At 47.9% G+C, this 19,502-nt stretch carries 21 protein-coding genes and 3 tRNA genes; 14 read left to right on the top strand and 10 right to left on the bottom strand.

Annotation, left to right across the window (positions count from 1 at the left end):
* Positions 1-119: 119 nt before the first annotated feature.
* The 3 genes from trxA to EDC45_RS10050 all read right to left on the bottom strand — a co-directional run bounded on the left by trxA (position 120) and on the right by EDC45_RS10050 (position 2,723).
* Entirely contained in the window at positions 120-443 is a 324-nt protein-coding gene (trxA, locus tag EDC45_RS10060) for a thioredoxin (protein WP_133545990.1), read from the bottom strand.
* Positions 444-565: 122 nt separating this feature from the next.
* Positions 566-1,561: a 2-hydroxyacid dehydrogenase gene (locus tag EDC45_RS10055; protein WP_133545988.1), complete on the bottom strand. Its 996-nt coding sequence runs from the start codon at positions 1,559-1,561 to the stop codon at positions 566-568.
* Between the two features lie 52 nt (positions 1,562-1,613).
* The gene (locus EDC45_RS10050) at positions 1,614-2,723 is read right to left on the bottom strand and encodes a methionine biosynthesis PLP-dependent protein (protein ID WP_133545986.1); all 1,110 of its coding nucleotides are present in this window, start codon (positions 2,721-2,723) and stop codon (positions 1,614-1,616) included.
* 287 nt (positions 2,724-3,010) lie between these two features.
* Here EDC45_RS10050 and EDC45_RS10045 point away from each other — a divergent pair.
* The 6 genes from EDC45_RS10045 (at position 3,011) to fhuB (ending at position 7,096) form a co-directional block, all read left to right on the top strand.
* Positions 3,011-3,086: transfer RNA gene (locus EDC45_RS10045), tRNA-Gly, on the top strand.
* Positions 3,087-3,096: 10 nt separating this feature from the next.
* Positions 3,097-3,170, top strand: a tRNA-Cys gene (locus EDC45_RS10040).
* A 35-nt stretch (positions 3,171-3,205) separates the two neighbouring features.
* A tRNA-Leu gene (locus tag EDC45_RS10035) sits at positions 3,206-3,292 on the top strand.
* Between the two features lie 212 nt (positions 3,293-3,504).
* Positions 3,505-4,269 carry an ABC transporter ATP-binding protein gene (locus EDC45_RS10030; protein WP_133545984.1) on the top strand — a complete coding sequence of 255 codons (765 nt, stop codon included), beginning with the start codon at positions 3,505-3,507 and terminating at the stop codon, positions 4,267-4,269.
* The gene (locus EDC45_RS10025) at positions 4,266-5,135 is read left to right on the top strand and encodes a TroA family protein (RefSeq protein WP_133545982.1); all 870 of its coding nucleotides are present in this window, start codon (positions 4,266-4,268) and stop codon (positions 5,133-5,135) included. Before EDC45_RS10030 ends, EDC45_RS10025 begins: the two co-directional genes overlap by 4 nt.
* Complete coding sequence (gene fhuB, locus EDC45_RS10020) at positions 5,132-7,096, top strand: Fe(3+)-hydroxamate ABC transporter permease FhuB (protein ID WP_133545979.1); 1,965 nt, start codon at positions 5,132-5,134, stop codon at positions 7,094-7,096. Before EDC45_RS10025 ends, fhuB begins: the two co-directional genes overlap by 4 nt.
* A 105-nt stretch (positions 7,097-7,201) precedes the next feature.
* Here the strand turns inward: fhuB and ushA are convergent, their stop codons facing one another.
* From ushA to plsY, 3 genes are all read right to left on the bottom strand, one after another.
* Positions 7,202-8,872, bottom strand: coding sequence for a bifunctional UDP-sugar hydrolase/5'-nucleotidase UshA (gene ushA / locus EDC45_RS10015; protein WP_133545998.1), 1,671 nt, complete (start codon positions 8,870-8,872; stop codon positions 7,202-7,204).
* Between the two features lie 128 nt (positions 8,873-9,000).
* A complete protein-coding gene (locus EDC45_RS10010; protein ID WP_133545977.1) occupies positions 9,001-10,167 on the bottom strand; it encodes a chorismate mutase in 1,167 nt (388 codons plus the stop codon).
* A gap of 119 nt (positions 10,168-10,286) precedes the next feature.
* Positions 10,287-10,883, bottom strand: a complete 597-nt coding sequence (gene plsY / locus EDC45_RS10005; protein WP_133545975.1) for a glycerol-3-phosphate 1-O-acyltransferase PlsY — start codon at positions 10,881-10,883, stop codon at positions 10,287-10,289.
* A 102-nt stretch (positions 10,884-10,985) separates the two neighbouring features.
* Here plsY and folB point away from each other — a divergent pair, with 102 nt between their 5' ends.
* The 3 genes from folB to EDC45_RS09990 all read left to right on the top strand — a co-directional run bounded on the left by folB (position 10,986) and on the right by EDC45_RS09990 (position 13,306).
* Positions 10,986-11,342, top strand: a complete 357-nt coding sequence (folB, locus tag EDC45_RS10000; RefSeq protein WP_133545973.1) for a dihydroneopterin aldolase — start codon at positions 10,986-10,988, stop codon at positions 11,340-11,342.
* Between the two features lie 104 nt (positions 11,343-11,446).
* Positions 11,447-12,343, top strand: a complete 897-nt coding sequence (cdd, locus tag EDC45_RS09995) for a cytidine deaminase (RefSeq protein ID WP_133545971.1) — start codon at positions 11,447-11,449, stop codon at positions 12,341-12,343.
* Between the two features lie 108 nt (positions 12,344-12,451).
* Positions 12,452-13,306, top strand: coding sequence for a ferritin-like domain-containing protein (locus tag EDC45_RS09990; protein ID WP_133545969.1), 855 nt, complete (start codon positions 12,452-12,454; stop codon positions 13,304-13,306).
* 187 nt (positions 13,307-13,493) lie between these two features.
* On the opposite strand, the gene mutM is transcribed toward EDC45_RS09990, so the two are convergent.
* The 4 genes from mutM to radC form a co-directional block, all read right to left on the bottom strand.
* Positions 13,494-14,306, bottom strand: a complete 813-nt coding sequence (gene mutM / locus EDC45_RS09985; RefSeq protein WP_133545967.1) for a bifunctional DNA-formamidopyrimidine glycosylase/DNA-(apurinic or apyrimidinic site) lyase — start codon at positions 14,304-14,306, stop codon at positions 13,494-13,496.
* A 90-nt stretch (positions 14,307-14,396) separates the two neighbouring features.
* Positions 14,397-14,567, bottom strand: a complete 171-nt coding sequence (gene rpmG / locus EDC45_RS09980) for a 50S ribosomal protein L33 (RefSeq protein ID WP_047977607.1) — start codon at positions 14,565-14,567, stop codon at positions 14,397-14,399.
* Positions 14,568-14,578: 11 nt separating this feature from the next.
* On the bottom strand, positions 14,579-14,815 hold the full coding sequence (gene rpmB / locus EDC45_RS09975) for a 50S ribosomal protein L28 (protein ID WP_121123881.1): 237 nt from the start codon (positions 14,813-14,815) through the stop codon (positions 14,579-14,581).
* A gap of 271 nt (positions 14,816-15,086) precedes the next feature.
* On the bottom strand, positions 15,087-15,731 hold the full coding sequence (gene radC, locus EDC45_RS09970) for a RadC family protein (RefSeq protein WP_133545996.1): 645 nt from the start codon (positions 15,729-15,731) through the stop codon (positions 15,087-15,089).
* A gap of 267 nt (positions 15,732-15,998) precedes the next feature.
* Between radC and coaBC the strand changes: the two genes are divergently transcribed.
* The 5 genes from coaBC to crp all read left to right on the top strand — a co-directional run bounded on the left by coaBC (position 15,999) and on the right by crp (position 19,446).
* Positions 15,999-17,234 (top strand): bifunctional phosphopantothenoylcysteine decarboxylase/phosphopantothenate--cysteine ligase CoaBC, encoded by a 1,236-nt coding sequence (gene coaBC, locus EDC45_RS09965; RefSeq protein ID WP_133545965.1) that lies wholly within the window; start codon positions 15,999-16,001, stop codon positions 17,232-17,234.
* Between the two features lie 128 nt (positions 17,235-17,362).
* Positions 17,363-17,818 carry a dUTP diphosphatase gene (gene dut, locus EDC45_RS09960; RefSeq protein ID WP_133545963.1) on the top strand — a complete coding sequence of 152 codons (456 nt, stop codon included), beginning with the start codon at positions 17,363-17,365 and terminating at the stop codon, positions 17,816-17,818.
* Entirely contained in the window at positions 17,819-18,472 is a 654-nt protein-coding gene (gene slmA, locus EDC45_RS09955; protein WP_133545961.1) for a nucleoid occlusion factor SlmA, read from the top strand.
* Positions 18,473-18,481: 9 nt separating this feature from the next.
* A complete protein-coding gene (locus tag EDC45_RS09950) occupies positions 18,482-18,688 on the top strand; it encodes a YheU family protein (RefSeq protein ID WP_133545959.1) in 207 nt (68 codons plus the stop codon).
* Between the two features lie 110 nt (positions 18,689-18,798).
* Positions 18,799-19,446, top strand: a complete 648-nt coding sequence (gene crp / locus EDC45_RS09945) for a cAMP-activated global transcriptional regulator CRP (RefSeq protein WP_133545994.1) — start codon at positions 18,799-18,801, stop codon at positions 19,444-19,446.
* Positions 19,447-19,502: the final 56 nt, after the last annotated feature.

The raw sequence follows: 19,502 nt of genomic DNA, 5'->3' as shown, positions 1-19,502 counted from the left end.
TACATTTTTTACGTTCATAAGTCAAAAAAGAGGGTTAAAGCCTTTTACTATATGGCTTTAACCCTCTTTTTACCAACACTTTTGTCTATTATGCCTTTTTTTATCGGTTGGTTAATCAATTAAATATGTTGATTAATAAAGGCGGCTAACTGATTCTGAGGTAAAGCGCCCACCTGAGTAGCCACTACCTGTCCGTTTTTAAATAATAACAGGGTAGGAATGCTGCGTACTCCGAATTGTGCCGGTGTGGATTGGTTTTCATCAATATTGATTTTAACGATTTTGACCCGTTCGCCGAATTCGGCGGCTAAATTGTCCAGTACCGGCGCAATCATTTTGCAAGGACCGCACCAAGGCGCCCAGAAATCCAGTAATACCGGTACATCGGATTTTAATACGTCCGCTTCAAAGGTTGCATCTGTTGAATGTAATACTTCTGCCATATTCTTTCCTTTTTTATTTTTTAGTTTATTGTCCGCTCCTAAGGGGGACTGTAAATACTTAAGTGCGGTGATACTAACACAACACTTAGCGATGTAAAGCTATTATTTCGATAGCCGCAGGCTTAAGCGGGAAGCACCAGATTAGGGCAGTGTTGCGCCTGTTCCAGACAACGAATATTGGCCAGGGTAACTTCCGCGATATTGGTTAGCGCCTCCTCGGTTAAAAATGCCTGATGTCCGGTGAATAACACATTATGGCAGGCGGATAAACGGCGGAATAGGTCGTCTTGAATCACTTCGTTGGATTTATCTTCAAAGAATAAGTCCCTTTCGTTTTCATACACGTCCATTCCCAGGGCGCCGATTTTCCCTTGTTTTAAGGCTTCGATAGCGGCCTGCGTATCAATTAGGCTACCGCGGCTGGTATTGATGATCATCACTCCCTCTTTCATTTTGGCAAAAGCGTCCCGATTGAGCAGATGATAGTTTTCGTCGGTTGCCGGACAATGCAGGCTGATCACCTGAGAATTGCGGTAGAGTTCATCCAGGCTGACATATTCCGCCCCCAGTTCCAGCGCCGCCGGGTTTTTGAAGGGATCGAAAGCCAGAATACGCATACCGAATCCCTTCATAATTCGCATCAGAGCGATACCGATCTTGCCGGTACCTATGACCCCCAAGGTTCTGCCGTGCATATTAAAGCCGATCAGTCCCTCCAGCGAAAAGTTGGCTTCGCGGGTTCGCTGATAAGCGCGATGAATACGGCGGTTGAGGGTCATCATCAATCCCACTGCGTGTTCCGCTACCGCTTCCGGAGAGTAGGCCGGTACGCGTACTACCTGCAAACCGAGTTCCCGAGCCGCCTGTAAGTCCACGTTATTAAAGCCGGCACAGCGCAAGGCAAGGATTTTTACCCCAAGTGCGGCCAGATTTTCCAATACTTTACGGTCGGCGTTATCATTGACGAAAATACAGACCACATCACAGCCCTCCGCCATTTTGGCCGTGCGTTCGTTCAGCATAAAATCAAAAAATTCAAGCTCGAATCGGTATTTTACATTCACCAGTTCAAGATATTTACGATCGTAGCTTTTGGTACTGTAAACAGCAATTTTCATATATTCTCCCGTCAAATTAAGAAAAAATAAGAAAAATAAGTGGTATTAAGGCTTATTTCAGTTGAGCGAAAGCCTGAACTAAATCCGCCTTGATATCTTCGAGGTTTTCAAGTCCGACGGAAAAACGTAAAAGGCGGTTACATACGCCGCGGGCGATACGCTCCGCTTCGGGGATATCCATATGCGTTTGTGTCGCCGGATAAGTAATAAAGCTTTCGGTGCCGCCCAGACTTTCCGCAAAGGTGATGAGTTTAAGGGCTTTTAAGAAAGGATTCACCCAGCGTTCATCTTGCACCCGGAATGACAACATTCCGCCTTTATTCGGATAAAGGACGTCTTTTACCTGGGGCTGACGCGCTAAAAACTCAGCCAGCGCTTTGGCATTTTTTTCATGTTGCGCCATTCTCAAGGCCAGAGTTTTCATGCCGCGTATCGTCAGCCAGGCATCGAAGGGCGATAGTACCGCTCCGGCGCCATTCTGGATATAGAAGAGTCGATCACATAGCGCCTGTCCTTTCGCAACGATAAGGCCGACCAGTACATCGTTATGGCCGGCGATATATTTGGTGCCGCTGTGAATAACAATATCCGCACCATGTTCCATCGGGCGGAATAACACCGGGGTGAGGAAAGTATTATCGACAATAAGCAGTAACCCGTGTTTGCGCGCCACGGCGGCGATTGCCGCCACATCGCATTCCTCCATCAGGGGATTTGAGGGCGTTTCTACGAAAATCGCTTTGGTATTCGGCGTAATAGCTTCTTCAATCGCCTGTATTGAAGCGGTGTTAACATAGACAGGTTTTACCCCTTGGGTATTTTTAGCGGCGAAATCCAGTAAACGATAGGTACCGCCGTAAACATCGCTGGATACAATCCATTCGTCCGGTGCGGTAAACAATGACATCAGTAATTGAATTGCCGCCATGCCCGAGGCGCAGGCAAATCCGCGCTCACCGCCTTCCAGTTTGGCGATGGTTTCTTCCAGTACGGTACGGGTAGGGTTTTTGGTTCGGGTATAATCGTAGCCGGTGCTTTCGCCGATCCCATGATGGCCGTAGGCGGTGGAAAGGAAAATCGGGGTGGAAACCGCACCCGTTCTCGGGTCGGTACGATTACCGGCCTGTGCCAGCATGGTTTCGATAGCGTATTCTGATGTCATATGTACTTACCTGTAAAAAAATTTATAAAAATTTGACCGCACTTTTCCGGTCTGTCCGAAAAGTATCAAACATTTTGGCATAAACTCCGAGCGGGTAAAAGGGGATTTTACGCCGGATTTTATTTTGTTCTTTGCCTAAGGTTCGGGATTTTTATTACAATTTGGAAGGATTTAGCTTGAAGTTGAAGTTTTTTTCAGCAAACGGGATTTTTTTTACAATTTAACGTTGACAGCCTGCCAGAAGTCAGTAAAATGCACGCCACTGACAGCGAATGTGTTAGCGCAAAGCGGGAATAGCTCAGTTGGTAGAGCACGACCTTGCCAAGGTCGGGGTCGCGAGTTCGAGCCTCGTTTCCCGCTCCATTTACGCTAAGGCGTGTTAGCAAAGCGGTTATGCACTGGATTGCAAATCCATGTAGCTCGGTTCGACTCCGGGACACGCCTCCATTATGCAACCGCGGTTCAGTCAACGGAGAAATTCCGCCCGAGTGGTGAAATCGGTAGACACAAGGGATTTAAAATCCCTCGACTTTCGAGTCGTGGCGGTTCAAGTCCGCCCTCGGGCACCATTTAAAATAGTAATTAATTCAATAGAATAGTCGCAAATAGGCGGCTTTTTTTATGCCCGGATTTTATCTCCTGCGCCTTTCCCCTTGCTTCTTTCCTTGTTTTTCTTCCCCCGGATTTAATCGCCGTTAATTCAATAAAATTTTATTCAATCTACTATGCTTATGATTTTTTATGCGTATAATTCTCATTTTTGTTTTATCGGGTTGAGAATATGCTCAAAATTGAAAAACTCGGTTTTCGCGTACAAGACAAAACCCTGTTAAGGGATATCTCTTTTTCGCTGGCCGCCGGCAAAGTGTACGGTTTAATCGGCCATAACGGCTCGGGTAAATCTACGCTGATAAAAATACTGAGCGGGGAAAATTCGCCGTCGCAGGGGGAAATTTTCTTGGATCATAAGCCGCTGTCCGCTTTCGGACATAAAGCTTTGGCGCGCCGTATTGCTTATTTGCCGCAGCATTTACCGGAAGCGGCGGATTTTTTAGTTTCCGAATTAGTCATGCTGGGGCGTTTCCCTTGGCAGGGCTGGCTGCAGAAGCCGAGTCGGGAAGATCAGCTTATTGTTGAAGAAGCCATGGCGCTCACCGCTGTTTCCCGTTTTGCCGGTCAGCCGGTTAATACCTTATCCGGCGGCGAGAGGCAGCGAGTGTGGCTGGCCATGTGTCTGGCCCAGCAAAGTGAATATCTGCTATTAGACGAGCCGCTGGCCGCATTGGATATTGTTTATCAGGTGGAAGTGTTGCAACTGATTCGCCGATTGGTGGAAGAGCGCGGCTTGACGGTGGTAATTATAATTCATGATATTAACTTGGCCGCCCAATTTTGCGACGAACTGATCGCTCTGAAGCAGGGAAGGCTCTGTTGTCGGGGGCGGGTGGAAGAGGTTATGAACGCAGGGGTATTGGAAGATATTTTCGGTATGCGTTTGCATTTGTTGCCGCACCCGCAGGGAACCCATCAGGTGGCGGTAGTATGAAAATGCAACGCCGGTATTGGCTTTGGTTGTTATTTATCTGTAGCCTAGGATGGGCGCAAACCTCGGATGTGGTTACGCCGGATTGGGGGATTGCCGCAACCATGGGCGCTATGGGACATGATCCTGCGGCAAGCGGCGATATGCGAAGCTATCCGCTATGGGTGGACGAACCCGAACTGGCGCATACCATCGACTGGGGCGCACGTTATTACCCGAATCGCGAGCTGTTGCAAAGCCTGGATTACAGCATGGTTTTTGATTTGCCTTTTTATTTTCATTTGCGTCCCCTTTATGTGCATCGTCCTGCTTATCATATTGATTTTAAAGGGGGAGATGATTTTGCCGAGGCACATTGGCAAAGCTATGCCGAGGCCGTATTACAAATGGGCGCTTTAATGGGAGCGGAGGCGAATGCGCGCCGCTTTATCAATAGTGCGGAAACCCGGTTGGTTCAATGGGGGCGCCATATCCTTAGTCTTCCCTCCCTACCTAAGCGGTATGCGGTAGTACAGTTTTCCGATGCGCGTAATCTCAGAATGTATGCGCAAAACAGCCTGTTTCATGCGGCTTTGGAAAAAATGGGGTTGGAAATGGTGAGTTTGGCAAAGGGGGATCGCTGGGGAAATAGCGCTATGACCTTGGCAGATCTAGCGCCCTTACCGGAAGACGTATGCTTACTGATTATCGCCCCCCTTTCTCCTATTACCGCTGCGGAGTTGGAACGAAGTTATTTATGGCAACGCATGGGGTTCCGCGAAGGGCGTTGCGTGCATAAATTACCGGCGGTGTGGGTGTTTGGCGGTATGGATTCGGTTTTACGCTTCGCTAAATTTCTGCATCAGGCGGTAACGGAGGCGGCGCAATGAAAAAGCGGGGACGAGTAATCTGTTTATTTATGCTGTTTGTGCTGTTGTCTGTATGGTTGCGTATCCATTTGCGCTGGCCGGCGGACTGGTCGCTGTTATTAAAGGATCCGGATCATCTTTCTCTTCAGTTGGCGGCGGCACAGATTGCCTTGCTGCCGCAAATGGCGGTGGCATTGCTGGCCGGCGGTATGCTCGGCCTAATCAGCATAGCCTTACAGCAGATTGTGCATAATAGTCTGGCCTCCGATAGCACCCTAGCGGTTGCCGGCGGAGCACAGTTGGCGCTTATGCTTGCCACTTTGTTTTTCCCGGCGGCCGGCCTGTTCGGTAGTTTTGCCGTTGCCTTTAGCGGGGCATTGTTGGCCGTTGTGTTGGCATTGTTTATTGCCGGAGCGAGCAAAATGGATCCGCTGATGCTGATTCTCGGCGGTTTGATCCTGAATATTCTGTTCGGTGCGGTTGCCGGTCTTATTCTTATTTTTTATACCGATATATTGCAGGGCGTAATGATTTGGGGCGGCGGCTCTCTGGTTCAAGACGGCTGGAGTACGGCAAAAACGCTGTTAATCCCCACCGCTCTTTTTCTCCTGTTGTTATTCTTGCTACAGCGTCCGCTAACTATGATGAGCCTAGATGACCGCCAGGCGCAACGTCTGGGATTACCGGTAAAAAGGATACGCTATGTAATCCTGATTGCCTGTGCCGGGGCCACCGCCTGGGTGGTCAGCAAAATCGGGGTTATCGCCTTTATCGGTCTGGCTGCCGCTTCGGTGGTAAACGTACTGCATATTCGTAGCATGGCGCTGCGTTTTGTTATTGCTTTCGGCGCCGGGGCATCGTTACTGCTGATGACCGATAACTTGTTGGCTATTACGGAACATTATACCCATTGGCACTTACCCACAGGTTCTTTAACCGCAGTATTGGGGGCGCCGCTGATAATCTGGTTGGTGCTGCGTCAGCGTAAGCAAACCAATGTTCTCTTGCACGAGGGCAGCCGTCATGCATTGATAAAACCTGCGGATAATCGGCGATTGTTTTGGATTCTTGCCGCCCTGTTAATACTGGGGTTCGTATTGATGCAGGTGTATGTAAAGGGGATTCACGGCTGGCATTGGTCTTTTGATTTTGCCTTGATTGAGGTGCATCGTTATCCGCGCAGTCTGAGTGCCGCCGCTACCGGCGCTATGCTTGCCGCCGGTGGTGTGCTACTGCAAACCCTGACACGCAATCCCATGGCAAGCCCGGAAGTATTGGGTATCAGCTCCGGCGCCTCTCTTGCCGTGATTGGGACTTTTTTATTTTTTCCAAGTACCAATGCCTTGCTCATGCTTGCCGCCGGTACCTTGGGCAGCCTGGCGGTGCTGGGTACTATACTTTGGTTGTCCCGTTACCTTAGCCCCGCCAATTTATTGCTGACCGGTATTGCTATCGGCGCTTTGGCAAATGCGGTACTGACCCTGTTGCAGATGAGCGGTAATCCTTATTTGCAAATGGCGATAACCTGGCTGTCGGGAACAACCTATAACGCCCGCCCGGATACGGCCTGGTGGCTATTCGTTTTATCTCTTGTTTTATGTCTGGCGGCCTTATTATCCTTGAAACCGCTGAAATTACTCGGGTTAGGCGAAAATGTTGCCCGCAATCTGGGGCTGAACGTTCGTCGCAGCGAAGGTTTGTTGTTGTTATTGGTTGCTTTAATGAGTACCGGTGCCACCCTTGCCGTCGGGCCGCTCAGCTTTATCGGCTTAATGACGCCGCATATTGCCCGTAGCATGGGGGCGATTAGTATTGAGAAGCAATTGCCGACGGCAATTATGCTCGGAATATTACTGATGCTGATTGCCGACTGGCTGGGACGTTATTTGATTTTTCCTTATGAGATTCCGGCAGGAACCCTCTGTGCGCTGGTGGGCGGGATTTACTTTATTTGGAAAATACAGAAGAACCCTATGGCTTGAGTAGAGCTTATGTTATCTCGGATAGCTAATAATTCGCTGCCATTGCTCCGAAAATAAAAAATGACCGCAAAGTGCGGTCATTTTTCTTCGATTTTTTTTAGTGTTTTATCGGTAGCGGATATCCTGACCGGGATTGAAGGCTTCCGCATTAATCGGTGAATTTTGTTGGAAAAAGGCCTTCAGAACCTCGGCATCAACAAAGCCGCTGTTTACATAACTCGGGTGTCCGCTCAGCAACGGATAACCGTCGCCACCGGCGGCAATATAGCTGGGCATGGAAATACGGTAAATTCTGTTCGGATCAAAAGCTTCGCCCTGAATCCTGAGCTGATCTATCGTTCCCGCGCGGCGATCTATTTGCATGGAAACCCCAGCAAACTGGGCATAGGCCCCCGAATCCGTTTGCTTTAATGCGGCCTCGGTTAAGAAATCAAGCAGCGCCTGGCCTTTTAACTCAACATAACTGAGCTGATTACCGAAAGGCTGTACTTGGAGAATATCCCGGTAACTGACTTCGCCGGCATTGATACCGGCACGAATACCGCCGGAATTCATTATACCTATATCGGCCTTTACCCTTTGGCGTTGCGCTTCGGCAATTAGTCTGCCCAGATTGGTTTGCTGAAAGCGCACTATATGAGTATCGCCGATTAAATCTCCTCGGAGCCGGCCGATTTTTCCGCCCAGTAAACGATGCCCCTCTTCCTGATAAGGCTTCAGTAATGCTGCAACTTCTTCGTCCTGCGGGATTGTTTCGGCGTAGCTTCGATATTCGCTGCTCCCGTTCGGGGTTTTTATTTTTTGTTTTAGATTGACGGGAATTAACTCGTAATGGACTAATTCCAGCCGATTGTTTTTAAACTCGAAATCCGCTCTGCCAAGGTATTTGCCCCATTCACCCGCCTGCATAATCCAGCTGTCGCCTTGTTTATCCGGTCGGCAGGGCTGAGTGGGTTGATAGTCGCTAATAAATTGTCCGCTTTCATCAATACAAACAGTGTCATGACTGTGCCCGCCCACAATAATATCCAGTTTGCGCGGTAAAGAGGATTGGGCCAGATTACGAGCCAGGGTAACATCGCCGGGCGCATTGCTACCATGTTCCGCATTGAAATAATAGCCCATATGGGTCAGCGCGATAATAATATCCGGGGCGGGTTGTCGCTTGCTAAGTTGCTCTATGGCCTGTTTCGCTGCCTTGGTGGGATCGGCAAAATGAACCGCGCCGGTATATTCCGGGTTGCCGAGTTTGGCGGTATCTTCGGTGGTTAAGCCGATAACGGCGATACTGAGCCCGTTTTTATCCAAAACAGTATAGGGTTTGACCAGATGGCGGTCGCTTTCACGCAGATAGACATTGGCGGAGAGAAATGGAAACTTTGCCCATTTTTCCTGCATTTCCAGTAATTGCAACGGGTTGTCGAATTCGTGATTACCGAGGGCCATTGCATCGTAACCTATGGCATTCATGGCTTCGATATCCGGTCGCGCATTTTGTAAATCCGACTCAGGTACGCCGGTATTCACATCTCCGGCGTTTAAAACCAGTACCGCTCCGCCTTTGCCCTCAACTTCTTTTCTGATGCGATCAACCAGGGTTTTATGTGCGGCCAGACCATATTCGCCCCTTTCATTGGCGGCGAAACGGCCGTGCAGATCATTGGTATGCAACAGGGTGAACCTATAGGTTTTATCCGGCTGATAGCTCATCGCCGGCGTCAGATACAGTAATGCACAGGCGGCGAAGCCGAATTTAAGTGCTGTTTTTATTCTCATCATATCCTTCCTTAGTGGGAGATTGACAGTCCATGGCCCGGCAAAAAACTTTGCTGAAAACGACCGCACTTTAAGGCGGATTTATAAGGCTTAAAAGCCTTATAAGCACCGCTTTATCATATTACCCGCTATTCTGCGGCGAGCGCCACCGGCTTAACGATTTCACTCGGATAACAACCCAGAATTTTCAGATAGGTACTGTAACCTTTCAATTCTTCCAGCATTTTACGAATATCGGGGTGATTAATATTGGCCTCTATTTCAAGGTAGAACATTTCTTCCCAAGGCGTGCCGTAAATAGGCCGAGATTCCAGCTTGGTCATATTAATACCGTGTTTTTTAAATATGCTCAGCGCATCGACCAGCGCACCGGCCTGTTGCGAGGTTCGCATCAGCAGCAGGGTTTTGCTGTGAATCTGAGCCGATACGCTCAGCGCGTTGCGGGCCAGAATAATAAAGCGGGTAATATTGTTCGGCTGATTGGCAATATCGGTTTTTAATACTTGCAGCCCGTACAGTTTTCCTCCCTCTTCATTACCTAATGCGGCAACATCTGGACGACCCATGGCGGAAACCTTTTGCATGGCGTGAGAGCTGCTTTCGCAATATTCAATATGCACATCGGACAATCCCTGAATAAAGCGACTGCACTGTTGAATAACTTGCGGATGGCTGTACAGGGTGCGTATTTGACTTACTTCGGCCGGTGTTGCGCTGAGTACGCAATGTTTAATCGGATAGGCCAGTTCGCCGATCAAGGACAGATCCGTATGCTGCAACAGGTCGTAAACTTCATTAATGGAGCCCGATGTCGTATTTTCCAATGGCAGCACGCCGTAGTCCGCCTCGCCGCTTTTTACCTTATCAAAGACCTGTTCGAAGGAAGCGCAGCTCAATTCGACCAGTTGCTCGCGGTAGCGGGTGGCGTAGCTTCTGGCCGCCAGGTTGGAATAGGAGCCCAGCTTACCGAGAAAGGCGATATGGATACTTTGTTCGCGCTGTTGATTCAGTTTTTTCTGCAAATAGACCTGTTGGGTAAGTACGGAATCCTCAATGATTTTCTGAAATATCTGAGTGATATACTGAGGTTCCAGCGCATAGCCTTCTTCCTCGGCATGACAGATAAGCGCCTGTAGCAGTTGCTGTTCGCGTTCGGTATCGCGTAACGGCTTTTGAGTGAGTTCTTTACTGCGCACTACGTCCAGTGCAAGGCAGTGGCGTTCCGCTAGCAGTTTCAGCAATTGCCGATCAATTCGGGTGATTTCCCGACGAATTTCAGTAAGATCAAGAGACATAAGGCTTCCTTAAACAAATAACCGGAAATTATTATAGCGGTTAAAGAAGCCTCTGATAATAAAAAAATCAGTGAGGTTGTAAGGTTGCTAGAAACGGGATAAGTGCCGTATGCGCTGTTTTATTTTTTAAATTTGCGCCAGACCTTGTCTTCCTGCCCGCGCCACAGGCGCTGGATATTGGCGTGATGGCGGTAAATAAGCAGACAGCATACCAAGGCTACCGGGAAGGTAAATTCCGGTTTAAACCACCAAACATAGAAAGGGACCAACAAGGCGGAAATTACTGCGCTGAGGGAAGAATAACCGCTGATCAGAAAAACCAGTAGCCAGGTTCCCAACATTGTCCCCGCTACGCCCCAGCCGATGGGGGCTATGGCACCGAATGCCGTGGCCACGCCTTTTCCGCCTTTAAAGCGGAAAAACAGCGGGAAAATATGCCCCAGACAGGCGGCAAGTGCAACCATCCCCAGTTCGAAAGGTTCCAAACCGAGATAATAGCCGGCCCATACCGGTAGCATTCCCTTTAATATATCGAAAATTAATACCGCCAAGGCTGCCCAGCGCCCGCCGATACGCAGTACATTGGTTGCGCCCGGATTGTTGGAACCGCTCTGACGCGGATCCGGCAGGCCCGCCAAACGGCAAATGAGAATAGCACTGGATACGGAACCCAGTAAATAAGCGGCTATCATATAAAAAATTGCGAAAACGCTCATCTGACCGACCTTTATGCAACAAAGGAGAAAATTAGTTCGTTTATTGTACCCAAAGTTGGTAGCATATAGCTAATGGTATTTTATGGGCAAGGGGAAACAATAATGAAGGATCGTATTTTTATTGAAGAACTTAGCGTATTCGCGCAAATCGGAGTCTATGACTGGGAACAGAAGATTAAACAGAAATTGATTTTCGATATTGAAATGTTGTGGGACTGTGGTTTGGCGGCCCGAACCGACGAGCTAAAATATTGCCTGAATTATGCCGAAGTCTGCGATTTTATTTTGGATTATGTGCAGTCGAAGCCCTTTTTACTGATTGAACGGGTTGCCGTTGAAGTGGCGGAGCAGTTGCAAGCGAAATTCGGCATTCAAGGGTTGCGCTTGAAATTGAGCAAACCCGGCGCGGTGGCGCAGGCTCGTAATGTGGGGATTATTATTGAACGCGGAACCCTATAAGTGCGGTGGAAAATCGGTAATTTTTTCGTCGTACGGAAAAAGGATCTTCCGGGGTGATGATTTAAGGACAGGTGAAAGAATAGGATTAAGGAAAGGAGATAACAATGGTTAAATTATCCGATATTCGTGCAGCATTGGCTGATGTAGAACGAGAGCAGCATGACGCCCTTACGCTTAGGTTAGTGGAAGCGCTACGGGAGCAGGGCTATGCGGGACGTTTGAATGGCGCTAAGGTGGCGGAAATCTGCGGCGGCAGTCTGTCGCCTGTTCAGCTGGCGTTCAGATGTTTGGCTTTGGCCGCTTGTTATGCGGTTACTCCCATCTCGAATTTTAAGGTCGGCGCCGTGGCTATCGGGCGTTCCGGCGCTTTTTATTTTGGTGCCAATCAGGAATTTAATCACAGCGCTATTCAGCAAACGATTCATGCGGAGCAAAGCGCCATTACCCATGCCTGGGAAGCGGGTGAAGCGGGCCTGACGGATTTAGTGGTGAATACGACGCCTTGCGGCCATTGTCGCCAGTTTATCAACGAACTGAATACGGCGGATTCGATCAGAATTCATTTGCCGCACAGCCAGAATAACCTACTGCATCAGTATTTGCCCGATGCTTTCGGACCGAAGAATCTGAATATCAGGGAAACCTTGTTTGATCCTCGCCAGCATTTTTTCTCGGAGCGCAGCGGGGATCGTCTGGTTGATACGGCTATTGAGGCGGCCCAGCAATCCTATGCGCCTTACAGCCGTACTCTTAGCGCCGTGGCGTTGCAACGGGGAGATAAGATTTTCTGCGGTCGTTATGCGGAAAATGCCGCCTTTAATCCGAGTATGCTACCCTTACAGAGCGCATTGAATTATATGCGGCTGTCGGGCTTAGGTTATGCAGGGGTCGACAGATTGGTTATGGCGGAACGCAAAGCCTCCCTCAGCCACAGAGCCATGACCGAGATGTTAGCGCAGAGCCTGTTCGGATTAGAGCGGATTGAATATGTGCTTCTGTAGGAGAAAGGATTAAATCAATTTGCCCGAGGACGAGCCTGAAATCTTCGCCGCACCTATTTATTTTGATGGGATTATGGCTAGTTTTTAATGTATTAATAAGAGTTTTGTATGCAAGAATTTTGGTCAATGCTGACTACCGCCTTAAGCGAAAGTGAGCCAAGCAAAAAATGCCGATTGGTAAACGAATTATATGATGATATTTTACCTTTGTATCGCACCGATCAGCTGCATGACTTTCCTCAGGTTAGCCCGGCACAACATATTGCCGGCTTTCCGGCAAAACCGATTTTAGTTGCGCCGAAAGAGGTACCTAAACGTTCGTTCGCAACGGACGAAGGCTATGCGGCCACCTTGCATGCAATCGCTCATATTGAATTTAATGCGATTAATTTAGGCCTTGATGCGGCCTGGCGATTCGGACGCGCCGCTCAGCAGGAACTGGGAGAGGGCATGGCTTTTGTCAGAGATTGGCTGAGGGTTGCTCGTGAAGAAAGCACTCATTTCACTTTAGTTAACCGGCATCTGCATACTTTAGGTTATCAATACGGTGATTTTGAAGCTCATGCCGGACTTTGGGAAATGGCGCAGGCAACGGCCCATGATATTTGGGAAAGAATGGCGTTAGTTCCTCGCGTATTGGAAGCCAGAGGATTAGATGCCACCCCGCAGTTACAGGAAAAAATCGCTCAACGTAAAGATTTTGCCGCCGTCGGTATTCTGGATATTATTTTGCGTGACGAAATAGGACATGTTTATATCGGAAATCATTGGTACCATGCGCTGTCGGCCCAAAGGGGACTGGATGCGATGAAATGCTTTACCGAGCTATTACATAAATATCGTATTGTGATTTTTAAAGGTGTAATTAATACGGATGCTCGAATCCAAGCCGGTTTTACTCAGCATGAATTGGATTGGATTTATGAAGTTGAGCAAACTTTAAAATCTTATATAAAAAAATAATCTCGAAGGTTAACGGATTAAAAAGACTAAAAAGTTAGCAGGGTATCCTGCGGCGAATTTATAGCGCATTGGCTATTGTCGCAATATTTTCAACCGTACCGACATTATTATAATCCGCCTCGGAAAATAAGCCCCGAGGCGGATTTTTTCATTTTAATATCATTATTCCGAAAGCGATGGCACAGGGCTATTTTTTCTGACATCGAGGACAGTAGAAGCTATTGCGCTGCCCGATAATCATTGCTTCTATTGCACTGCCGCAATGGGGACAGGGGCTGCCTTTATGTCCGTAAATCAGTAATTGTTGGGCGAAATAACCCGGTCTGCCGTCCGGCTGCAGAAAGTCTTTTAAGGTAGTTCCCCCCTGTTTGATTGCCGCACTCAGCACCAGTTTTATATTTTCCGTCAGTAAAACACATTGGGCCCGGGTCAATTTACCGGCACTTCGGGCGGGATGTAAACCGCACAGAAACAATGTTTCATTAGCGTAAATATTGCCGACGCCCACCACTACCGAATTATCCATCAGAAAGGTTTTCAGCGCACAGCTTTTACGGCGTGATTTTTGAAACAAATATTCCGGATTAAATTCCTCCGATAAGGGTTCCGGGCCGAGCTTCAGGAACAAAGGAAACTGTTGCGGATCATCAGTCCAAAGCCAGGCGCCGAAACGGCGGGGATCGTTATAGCGCAACAGCTTGCCGTTATTCATCACAATGTCCAGATGATCATGTTTATCAATGGGGCTGTTATGGGGAACGATGCGAACGGAGCCGGACATACCCAAATGGCCGACGATACAGCCTTTTTCCGTATGCAACAACAGATATTTGGCCCGGCGGCTAAGAGCAAGAATTTTAACTTTTTGCAATGTTAACAGCTCGGGGCTAACAGGCCAGCGTAGCTTGGGCTGGCGGACATGAATTTTTTCGATAACAAATCCTTTCAAATAAGGACTGATACCTTTGAGGGCGGTTTCTACTTCGGGTAATTCGGGCATAAATTTTCTCGCGGGGGAAGCGTAAAAGGTCGGAGGATAAGGGATATATAGAAAAAAACCCGAACGATGTCGGGTTTTCTGTAAGCCAAATTATTTGATTTTAGCTTCTTTATAGATAACGTGTTTACGCACTACCGGATCAAATTTTTTGATTTCCATTTTTTCCGGCATATTACGTTTGTTTTTTGTCGTAGTATAGAAATGACCGGTTTCTGCGGAAGAAACTAAACGGATTTTCTCACGAGCGCCTTTAGCTGCCATTTTTTAGCTCCTTAGATTTTTTCGCCACGAGCACGGATTTCAGCTAATACTGCATCAATGCCTTTCTTATCGATAATACGCATACCTTTCGCAGTTAAGCGTAAAGTTACGAAACGTTTTTCACTTTCAACCCAGAAACGGTGAGTGTGTAAATTAGGTAAGAAACGACGACGTGTCGCGTTTAATGCGTGCGAACGGTTGTTACCAACGGCCGGACGCTTGCCTGTTACTTGACAGACTCTAGACATATTAATCTCCAATAATTAAATATAAGCTCGAGCTTACGGTTCGGATTACTCTGTCGGTAATGAATTTTCTTCCCGTTACCGAGAGCCACCTCGTCAGGTCGCAGTAACCGACCCGCTTACTATATTAAAGGTGGCAAATTATACTCACTTTATTTGCTATTCTCAAGTAAAAAAGCGGAGGAAATTGTTTTTCCCCTATATCTGCGGAAAATTTACCCGCCGGAAGGCGAAATAGAAAGGGCGCTCATGAGCAAGTGAATCCTTTGTTAGTTTATAACCAGCCGTTTGCGGAGAAAGAAAAATAGCACCCTTTGCCGATAACGAAATGATCCAGCAAGCGAATTTCCATAAGCTCCGCCGCTTTTTGTATTTTCTCCGTCATATTTCTGTCCGAAGCGCTAGGTTCGGCCTTTCCGGAAGGGTGATTATGAGCCAGAATAAGTGCGGCGGCATTACAATAAAGGGCGGTTTTAATAATTTCGCGCGGATAAACCTCCGCACAGTTAATCGTTCCCTGAAACATTTCTTCCTGCTTAATCAGGCGGTGCTGATTATCCAGAAAAAGCACCATAAAGATTTCTCGTTCTCGGTTTTCAAGGGCGGTTTGCAAATATAATCCGGTGGTTTCGACCCCGGTGAATTCCGGCGCGGTTTGCAACTGCTGCAATAGATAACGTTTTGTCATTTCGGTGCATGCTTGTAGCTGAACGAACTGAGTGATACCTATTCCCTTAAATTGGCAGAATTGTTGCTGATCCGCACTAATCAGCGCACGCAGGGATCCGAAATGCGCAAGCACCGCTTTGGATAATTCGGTAACCGGACAGTTTTTTATTCCGGTACGCAAAAAAATAGCAAGTAACTCATGGTCTTGCAGCATAGCGGCGCCGCAGCGAAGCAGTTTTTCGCGCGGCATCAGAGGTGGGGAAGAGCGCTTTTCCACAATGATTCCTTACAATGAAAACAGATTGAAAATCTACCGCACTTTGTGTACTTTAAGAAACCGACTTTCAACAGAGGGCGTTTTTTTGGAGCGATGATCGAAAAATAGCGTTTTTTGTTATGGGGTTTTTGCAGTAGAATGTGAACGCTTTCATCTCGTCTTTCCCGATTGCGGGAGATAACTTAATTATTACGACCGGCAGCTTATTACGGACGGACTTAGCATACGGGAGGAGTAGGTATGCGCGATCTTCAGAATAAACGGATTGTGGTGGGAATTACCGGCGGTATTGCCGCCTATAAAACCATTGAACTGATTCGTTTATTACGTCGCAGCAAGGCGGAGGTTCGGGTCGTTTTAACCGAAGCGGCGGCACAATTCGTTACCCCGCTCACTCTGCAGGCTATTTCCGGCCATGCGGTGGCGCAATCGTTGCTGGATCCTCAAGCCGAACTGGCGATGGGGCATATCGAACTGGCGAAGTGGGCGGATATGGTTGTGATTGCACCGGCCAGTGCGGATTTTATCGCCCGCTTACATGCAGGTATGGCCAATGATCTGCTTTCAACCCTTTGTTTGGCTACTGCCGCTCCGATTCTGTTGGCACCGGCCATGAATCAGCAAATGTATCGCCAATCCGTTACTCGGGATAATATCGCTCGTCTATGCGCACGGGGAATGGTTTTTATCGGCCCTGAGAGCGGGGAGCAGGCCTGCGGCGACATCGGCCCCGGCCGTATGAGCGAGCCTGCCGAAATTTATCGGGTGCTTTGCGACCGTATTGCTATGGGTAGGGACCTGGAAGGGTTAAGGGTGGCAATCACTGCGGGGCCGACTCGAGAAGTTATAGATCCGGTTCGTTATATCAGCAATCATAGTTCGGGTAAGATGGGCTTTGCCATTGCACGGGCTTTTGCCGAGCGAGGGGCGGAAGTTACTCTGATCAGCGGGCCGGTGAATCTGCCCTCGCCGCCGGGGTTGACGCGTATTGATGTGGTATCGGCGCAGGAAATGCATCGCCAGTCCCTGCAAAGTGCGGTACATAATCATATTTTTATCGGTTGTGCCGCAGTTGCGGATTATCGCGTCGCCGAAGTGGCCGAACATAAAATTAAGAAAAGCACCGAGCAGGATGGCCTTTGTCTGCATCTGGTGAAAAATCCCGATATTATCGCCGCTGTAGCCGCATTAGCGCAGAATCGTCCCTTCACCGTAGGCTTTGCCGCCGAAACGCAAAATCTTGAACAATATGCCAAGGATAAATTAAAGCGCAAGAATCTGGATATGATTTGCGCCAATGATGTTTCCGGCGGACAGGGTTTTAATGCGGAGGAGAATCGCTTGCAGTTATTTTGGCGTAAGGGTGAAAAATCCTTGCCCCTAAGTGAAAAAAATCATTTGGCGGAACTATTGGTCGATGAAATTATGGCCCGTTACCGAGCGGAACATAATGTATGGGAACAGAATAAAGGTTAAAGGGCGCCGCTAAGCGATAATAAATTAGATAAACTAACGAATAAATGAATAAAACAAATAAATAGTCGTGCGGCGATTTGGCCTAATCGCACAGGCAACGCAGATATACTCTGATTTAAGGAAGATATATGAAAAAAATTGACGTAAAAATTCTTGATCAACGTCTGGGAACGGAATTTCCATTGCCGAGCTATGCCACTGCCGGATCGGCGGGCTTGGATTTACGTGCGCTGAGCGATGAAAGCTTTGAGCTACAGCCCGGGGAAACCAAACTGGTTCCCACGGGGTTGTCTGTGTATATTGCCGATCCGAATTTAGCCGCGGTGATCTTACCCCGTTCCGGGTTGGGTCATAAAAACGGTATCGTATTAGGTAATTTGGTCGGCTTGATCGATTCCGATTACCAGGGACCTTTAATGGTATCTATGTGGAATCGCGGTAATAGTGCCTTTAAAGTGGAAGTGGGCGATCGTATCGCGCAGCTGGTGTTTGTGCCGGTGGTGCAGGCGCAATTCAATATTGTCAATGAATTTGAGAAAACCGATCGCGGCGAAGGCGGTTTTGGACATTCCGGTAAAAAATAAATTATGGCGGAGCAACTTTCTATCGAATCCATCGAACCGGCACCGGAAAGCAATGTGCCGAAAATCGAAAAACGCAGTGTCAAAGAGCGGCGCCAGCAGGTACTGACGGTTCTCACCCATATGCTGCATTCGGAGCGGGGAATGGAACGTATGACTACGGCTCGTTTAGCGCAGGAAGTAGGGGTGTCGGAAGCGGCTCTGTATCGTTATTTCCCGAGCAAGACAAAAATGTTTGAAGCATTGATTGAAAATCTGGAAACTAATTTGTTTAGCCGCATCAACCATTCGATTAAAATGGAAACCAATACCCTCGGCCGAGTGCATAATATTTTACAGACGGTTTTGGATTTTGCACGCAAGAACCCCGGCTTGACCAGAATTCTGACCGGGCATGCGCTGATGTTTGAAGATGCGCAGTTACAGGCCAGAGTCGCACAGTTTTTCGATCGACTGGAGTTGCAGTTTGTGAATATTCTGCAAATGAGTAAACTGCGCGAGGGAAAAAGTTTTTCCGCCGATGAGCGCAGTATTGCGGTGTTTCTGGTTACTTTCTGCGAAGGACAGTTTATGCGTTATGTGCGAACTAATTTTCGCCATACCCCGAATCAGGGCTTTGAACAACAATGGCGTTTAATTGAGGCCCTTTTAAGTTGAGAACATGATATGATGATCCCCTGGCAGGAGTTGGAAACGCAAACATTAATCAATATTGCCCAGAGTTTTATCCTGCGCGAAGGTACGGATTACGGAACCGAGGAGCTTTCTTTAGAGGAAAAAACACAAAACTTACTGAATCAAATTCGCAGTGGTCATGCAGTGATTGTTTGGTCAGAATTACATGGAACCATTGATATTAAGCCGCAGCGGTAAATTATCAGCAGCGGTTTTAATTCAGGGATTTATTAAATAAGGAACCTGTTGTTGAACGGGGTTATAAAGAGGTCTTTATGCTAGAACAAGTGCAGCCACCGCAGCAGACGATGCAATCGGCACAATCTTCATCACAGATAACGGCGATGGATCCGACGTTAGATTGGTTTCTTTCTCATTGCCATATTCATAAATATCCTTCCAAAACCACCTTGATTCATGCGGGAGAAAAAGCGGAAACGCTGTATTACATCGTTAAAGGTTCTGCTGCCGTAATGATGAAGGATGATGAAGGTAAAGAAATGATCCTATCCTATTTAAGCCAAGGCGAGTTTTTCGGTGAAGTCGGTTTGTTTGAAGACGGCCAGGTGCGTTCGGCATGGGTGAAAGCTAAAAGCGCCTGCGAAATTGCGGAGGTTTCCTATAAGAAATTCCGCCAGCTGATTCAGGTAAATCCGGAAATTTTGATTTATCTATCCGCTCAGCTTTCTCGCCGTTTGCAGAATACTTCCCGGCAGGTGAGCAATCTGGCCTTCCTGGATGTTACCGGTCGTATTGCGCAAACCTTGTTGCATCTGGCTAAAATGCCCGATGCCATGACTCATCCGGACGGAATGCAGATTAAAATTACCCGTCAGGAAATCGGTCAAATGGTGGGTTGTTCCAGAGAAACCGTTGGCCGTATTCTTAAAATGCTGGAGGATCAGCATCTTATCGCAGCTCATGGTAAAACCATCGTGGTGTACGGTACCAGATAAAAGCGGATAACGAACAAAAGTGCGGTTAATTTACCGCACTTTTTTATTTGTAGGCT

It is taken from the genome of Mesocricetibacter intestinalis (assembly GCF_004363295.1).
Lineage (GTDB): Bacteria > Pseudomonadota > Gammaproteobacteria > Enterobacterales > Pasteurellaceae > Mesocricetibacter > Mesocricetibacter intestinalis.
This window is presented reverse-complemented; position numbering and strand designations above follow the sequence as displayed.

Coding starts and splice junctions, on each gene's coding strand:
- trxA (WP_133545990.1), bottom strand. CDS start 443: ATGGCAGAAGTATTACATTCAACAGATGCAACCTTTGAAGCGGACGTA.
- EDC45_RS10055 (WP_133545988.1), bottom strand. CDS start 1,561: ATGAAAATTGCTGTTTACAGTACCAAAAGCTACGATCGTAAATATCTT.
- EDC45_RS10050 (WP_133545986.1), bottom strand. CDS start 2,723: ATGACATCAGAATACGCTATCGAAACCATGCTGGCACAGGCCGGTAAT.
- EDC45_RS10030 (WP_133545984.1), top strand. CDS start 3,505: ATGCTCAAAATTGAAAAACTCGGTTTTCGCGTACAAGACAAAACCCTG.
- EDC45_RS10025 (WP_133545982.1), top strand. CDS start 4,266: ATGAAAATGCAACGCCGGTATTGGCTTTGGTTGTTATTTATCTGTAGC.
- fhuB (WP_133545979.1), top strand. CDS start 5,132: ATGAAAAAGCGGGGACGAGTAATCTGTTTATTTATGCTGTTTGTGCTG.
- ushA (WP_133545998.1), bottom strand. CDS start 8,872: ATGAGAATAAAAACAGCACTTAAATTCGGCTTCGCCGCCTGTGCATTA.
- EDC45_RS10010 (WP_133545977.1), bottom strand. CDS start 10,167: ATGTCTCTTGATCTTACTGAAATTCGTCGGGAAATCACCCGAATTGAT.
- plsY (WP_133545975.1), bottom strand. CDS start 10,883: ATGAGCGTTTTCGCAATTTTTTATATGATAGCCGCTTATTTACTGGGT.
- folB (WP_133545973.1), top strand. CDS start 10,986: ATGAAGGATCGTATTTTTATTGAAGAACTTAGCGTATTCGCGCAAATC.
- cdd (WP_133545971.1), top strand. CDS start 11,447: ATGGTTAAATTATCCGATATTCGTGCAGCATTGGCTGATGTAGAACGA.
- EDC45_RS09990 (WP_133545969.1), top strand. CDS start 12,452: ATGCAAGAATTTTGGTCAATGCTGACTACCGCCTTAAGCGAAAGTGAG.
- mutM (WP_133545967.1), bottom strand. CDS start 14,306: ATGCCCGAATTACCCGAAGTAGAAACCGCCCTCAAAGGTATCAGTCCT.
- rpmG (WP_047977607.1), bottom strand. CDS start 14,567: ATGGCAGCTAAAGGCGCTCGTGAGAAAATCCGTTTAGTTTCTTCCGCA.
- rpmB (WP_121123881.1), bottom strand. CDS start 14,815: ATGTCTAGAGTCTGTCAAGTAACAGGCAAGCGTCCGGCCGTTGGTAAC.
- radC (WP_133545996.1), bottom strand. CDS start 15,731: ATGCCGCGCGAAAAACTGCTTCGCTGCGGCGCCGCTATGCTGCAAGAC.
- coaBC (WP_133545965.1), top strand. CDS start 15,999: ATGCGCGATCTTCAGAATAAACGGATTGTGGTGGGAATTACCGGCGGT.
- dut (WP_133545963.1), top strand. CDS start 17,363: ATGAAAAAAATTGACGTAAAAATTCTTGATCAACGTCTGGGAACGGAA.
- EDC45_RS09950 (WP_133545959.1), top strand. CDS start 18,482: ATGATGATCCCCTGGCAGGAGTTGGAAACGCAAACATTAATCAATATT.
- crp (WP_133545994.1), top strand. CDS start 18,799: ATGCAATCGGCACAATCTTCATCACAGATAACGGCGATGGATCCGACG.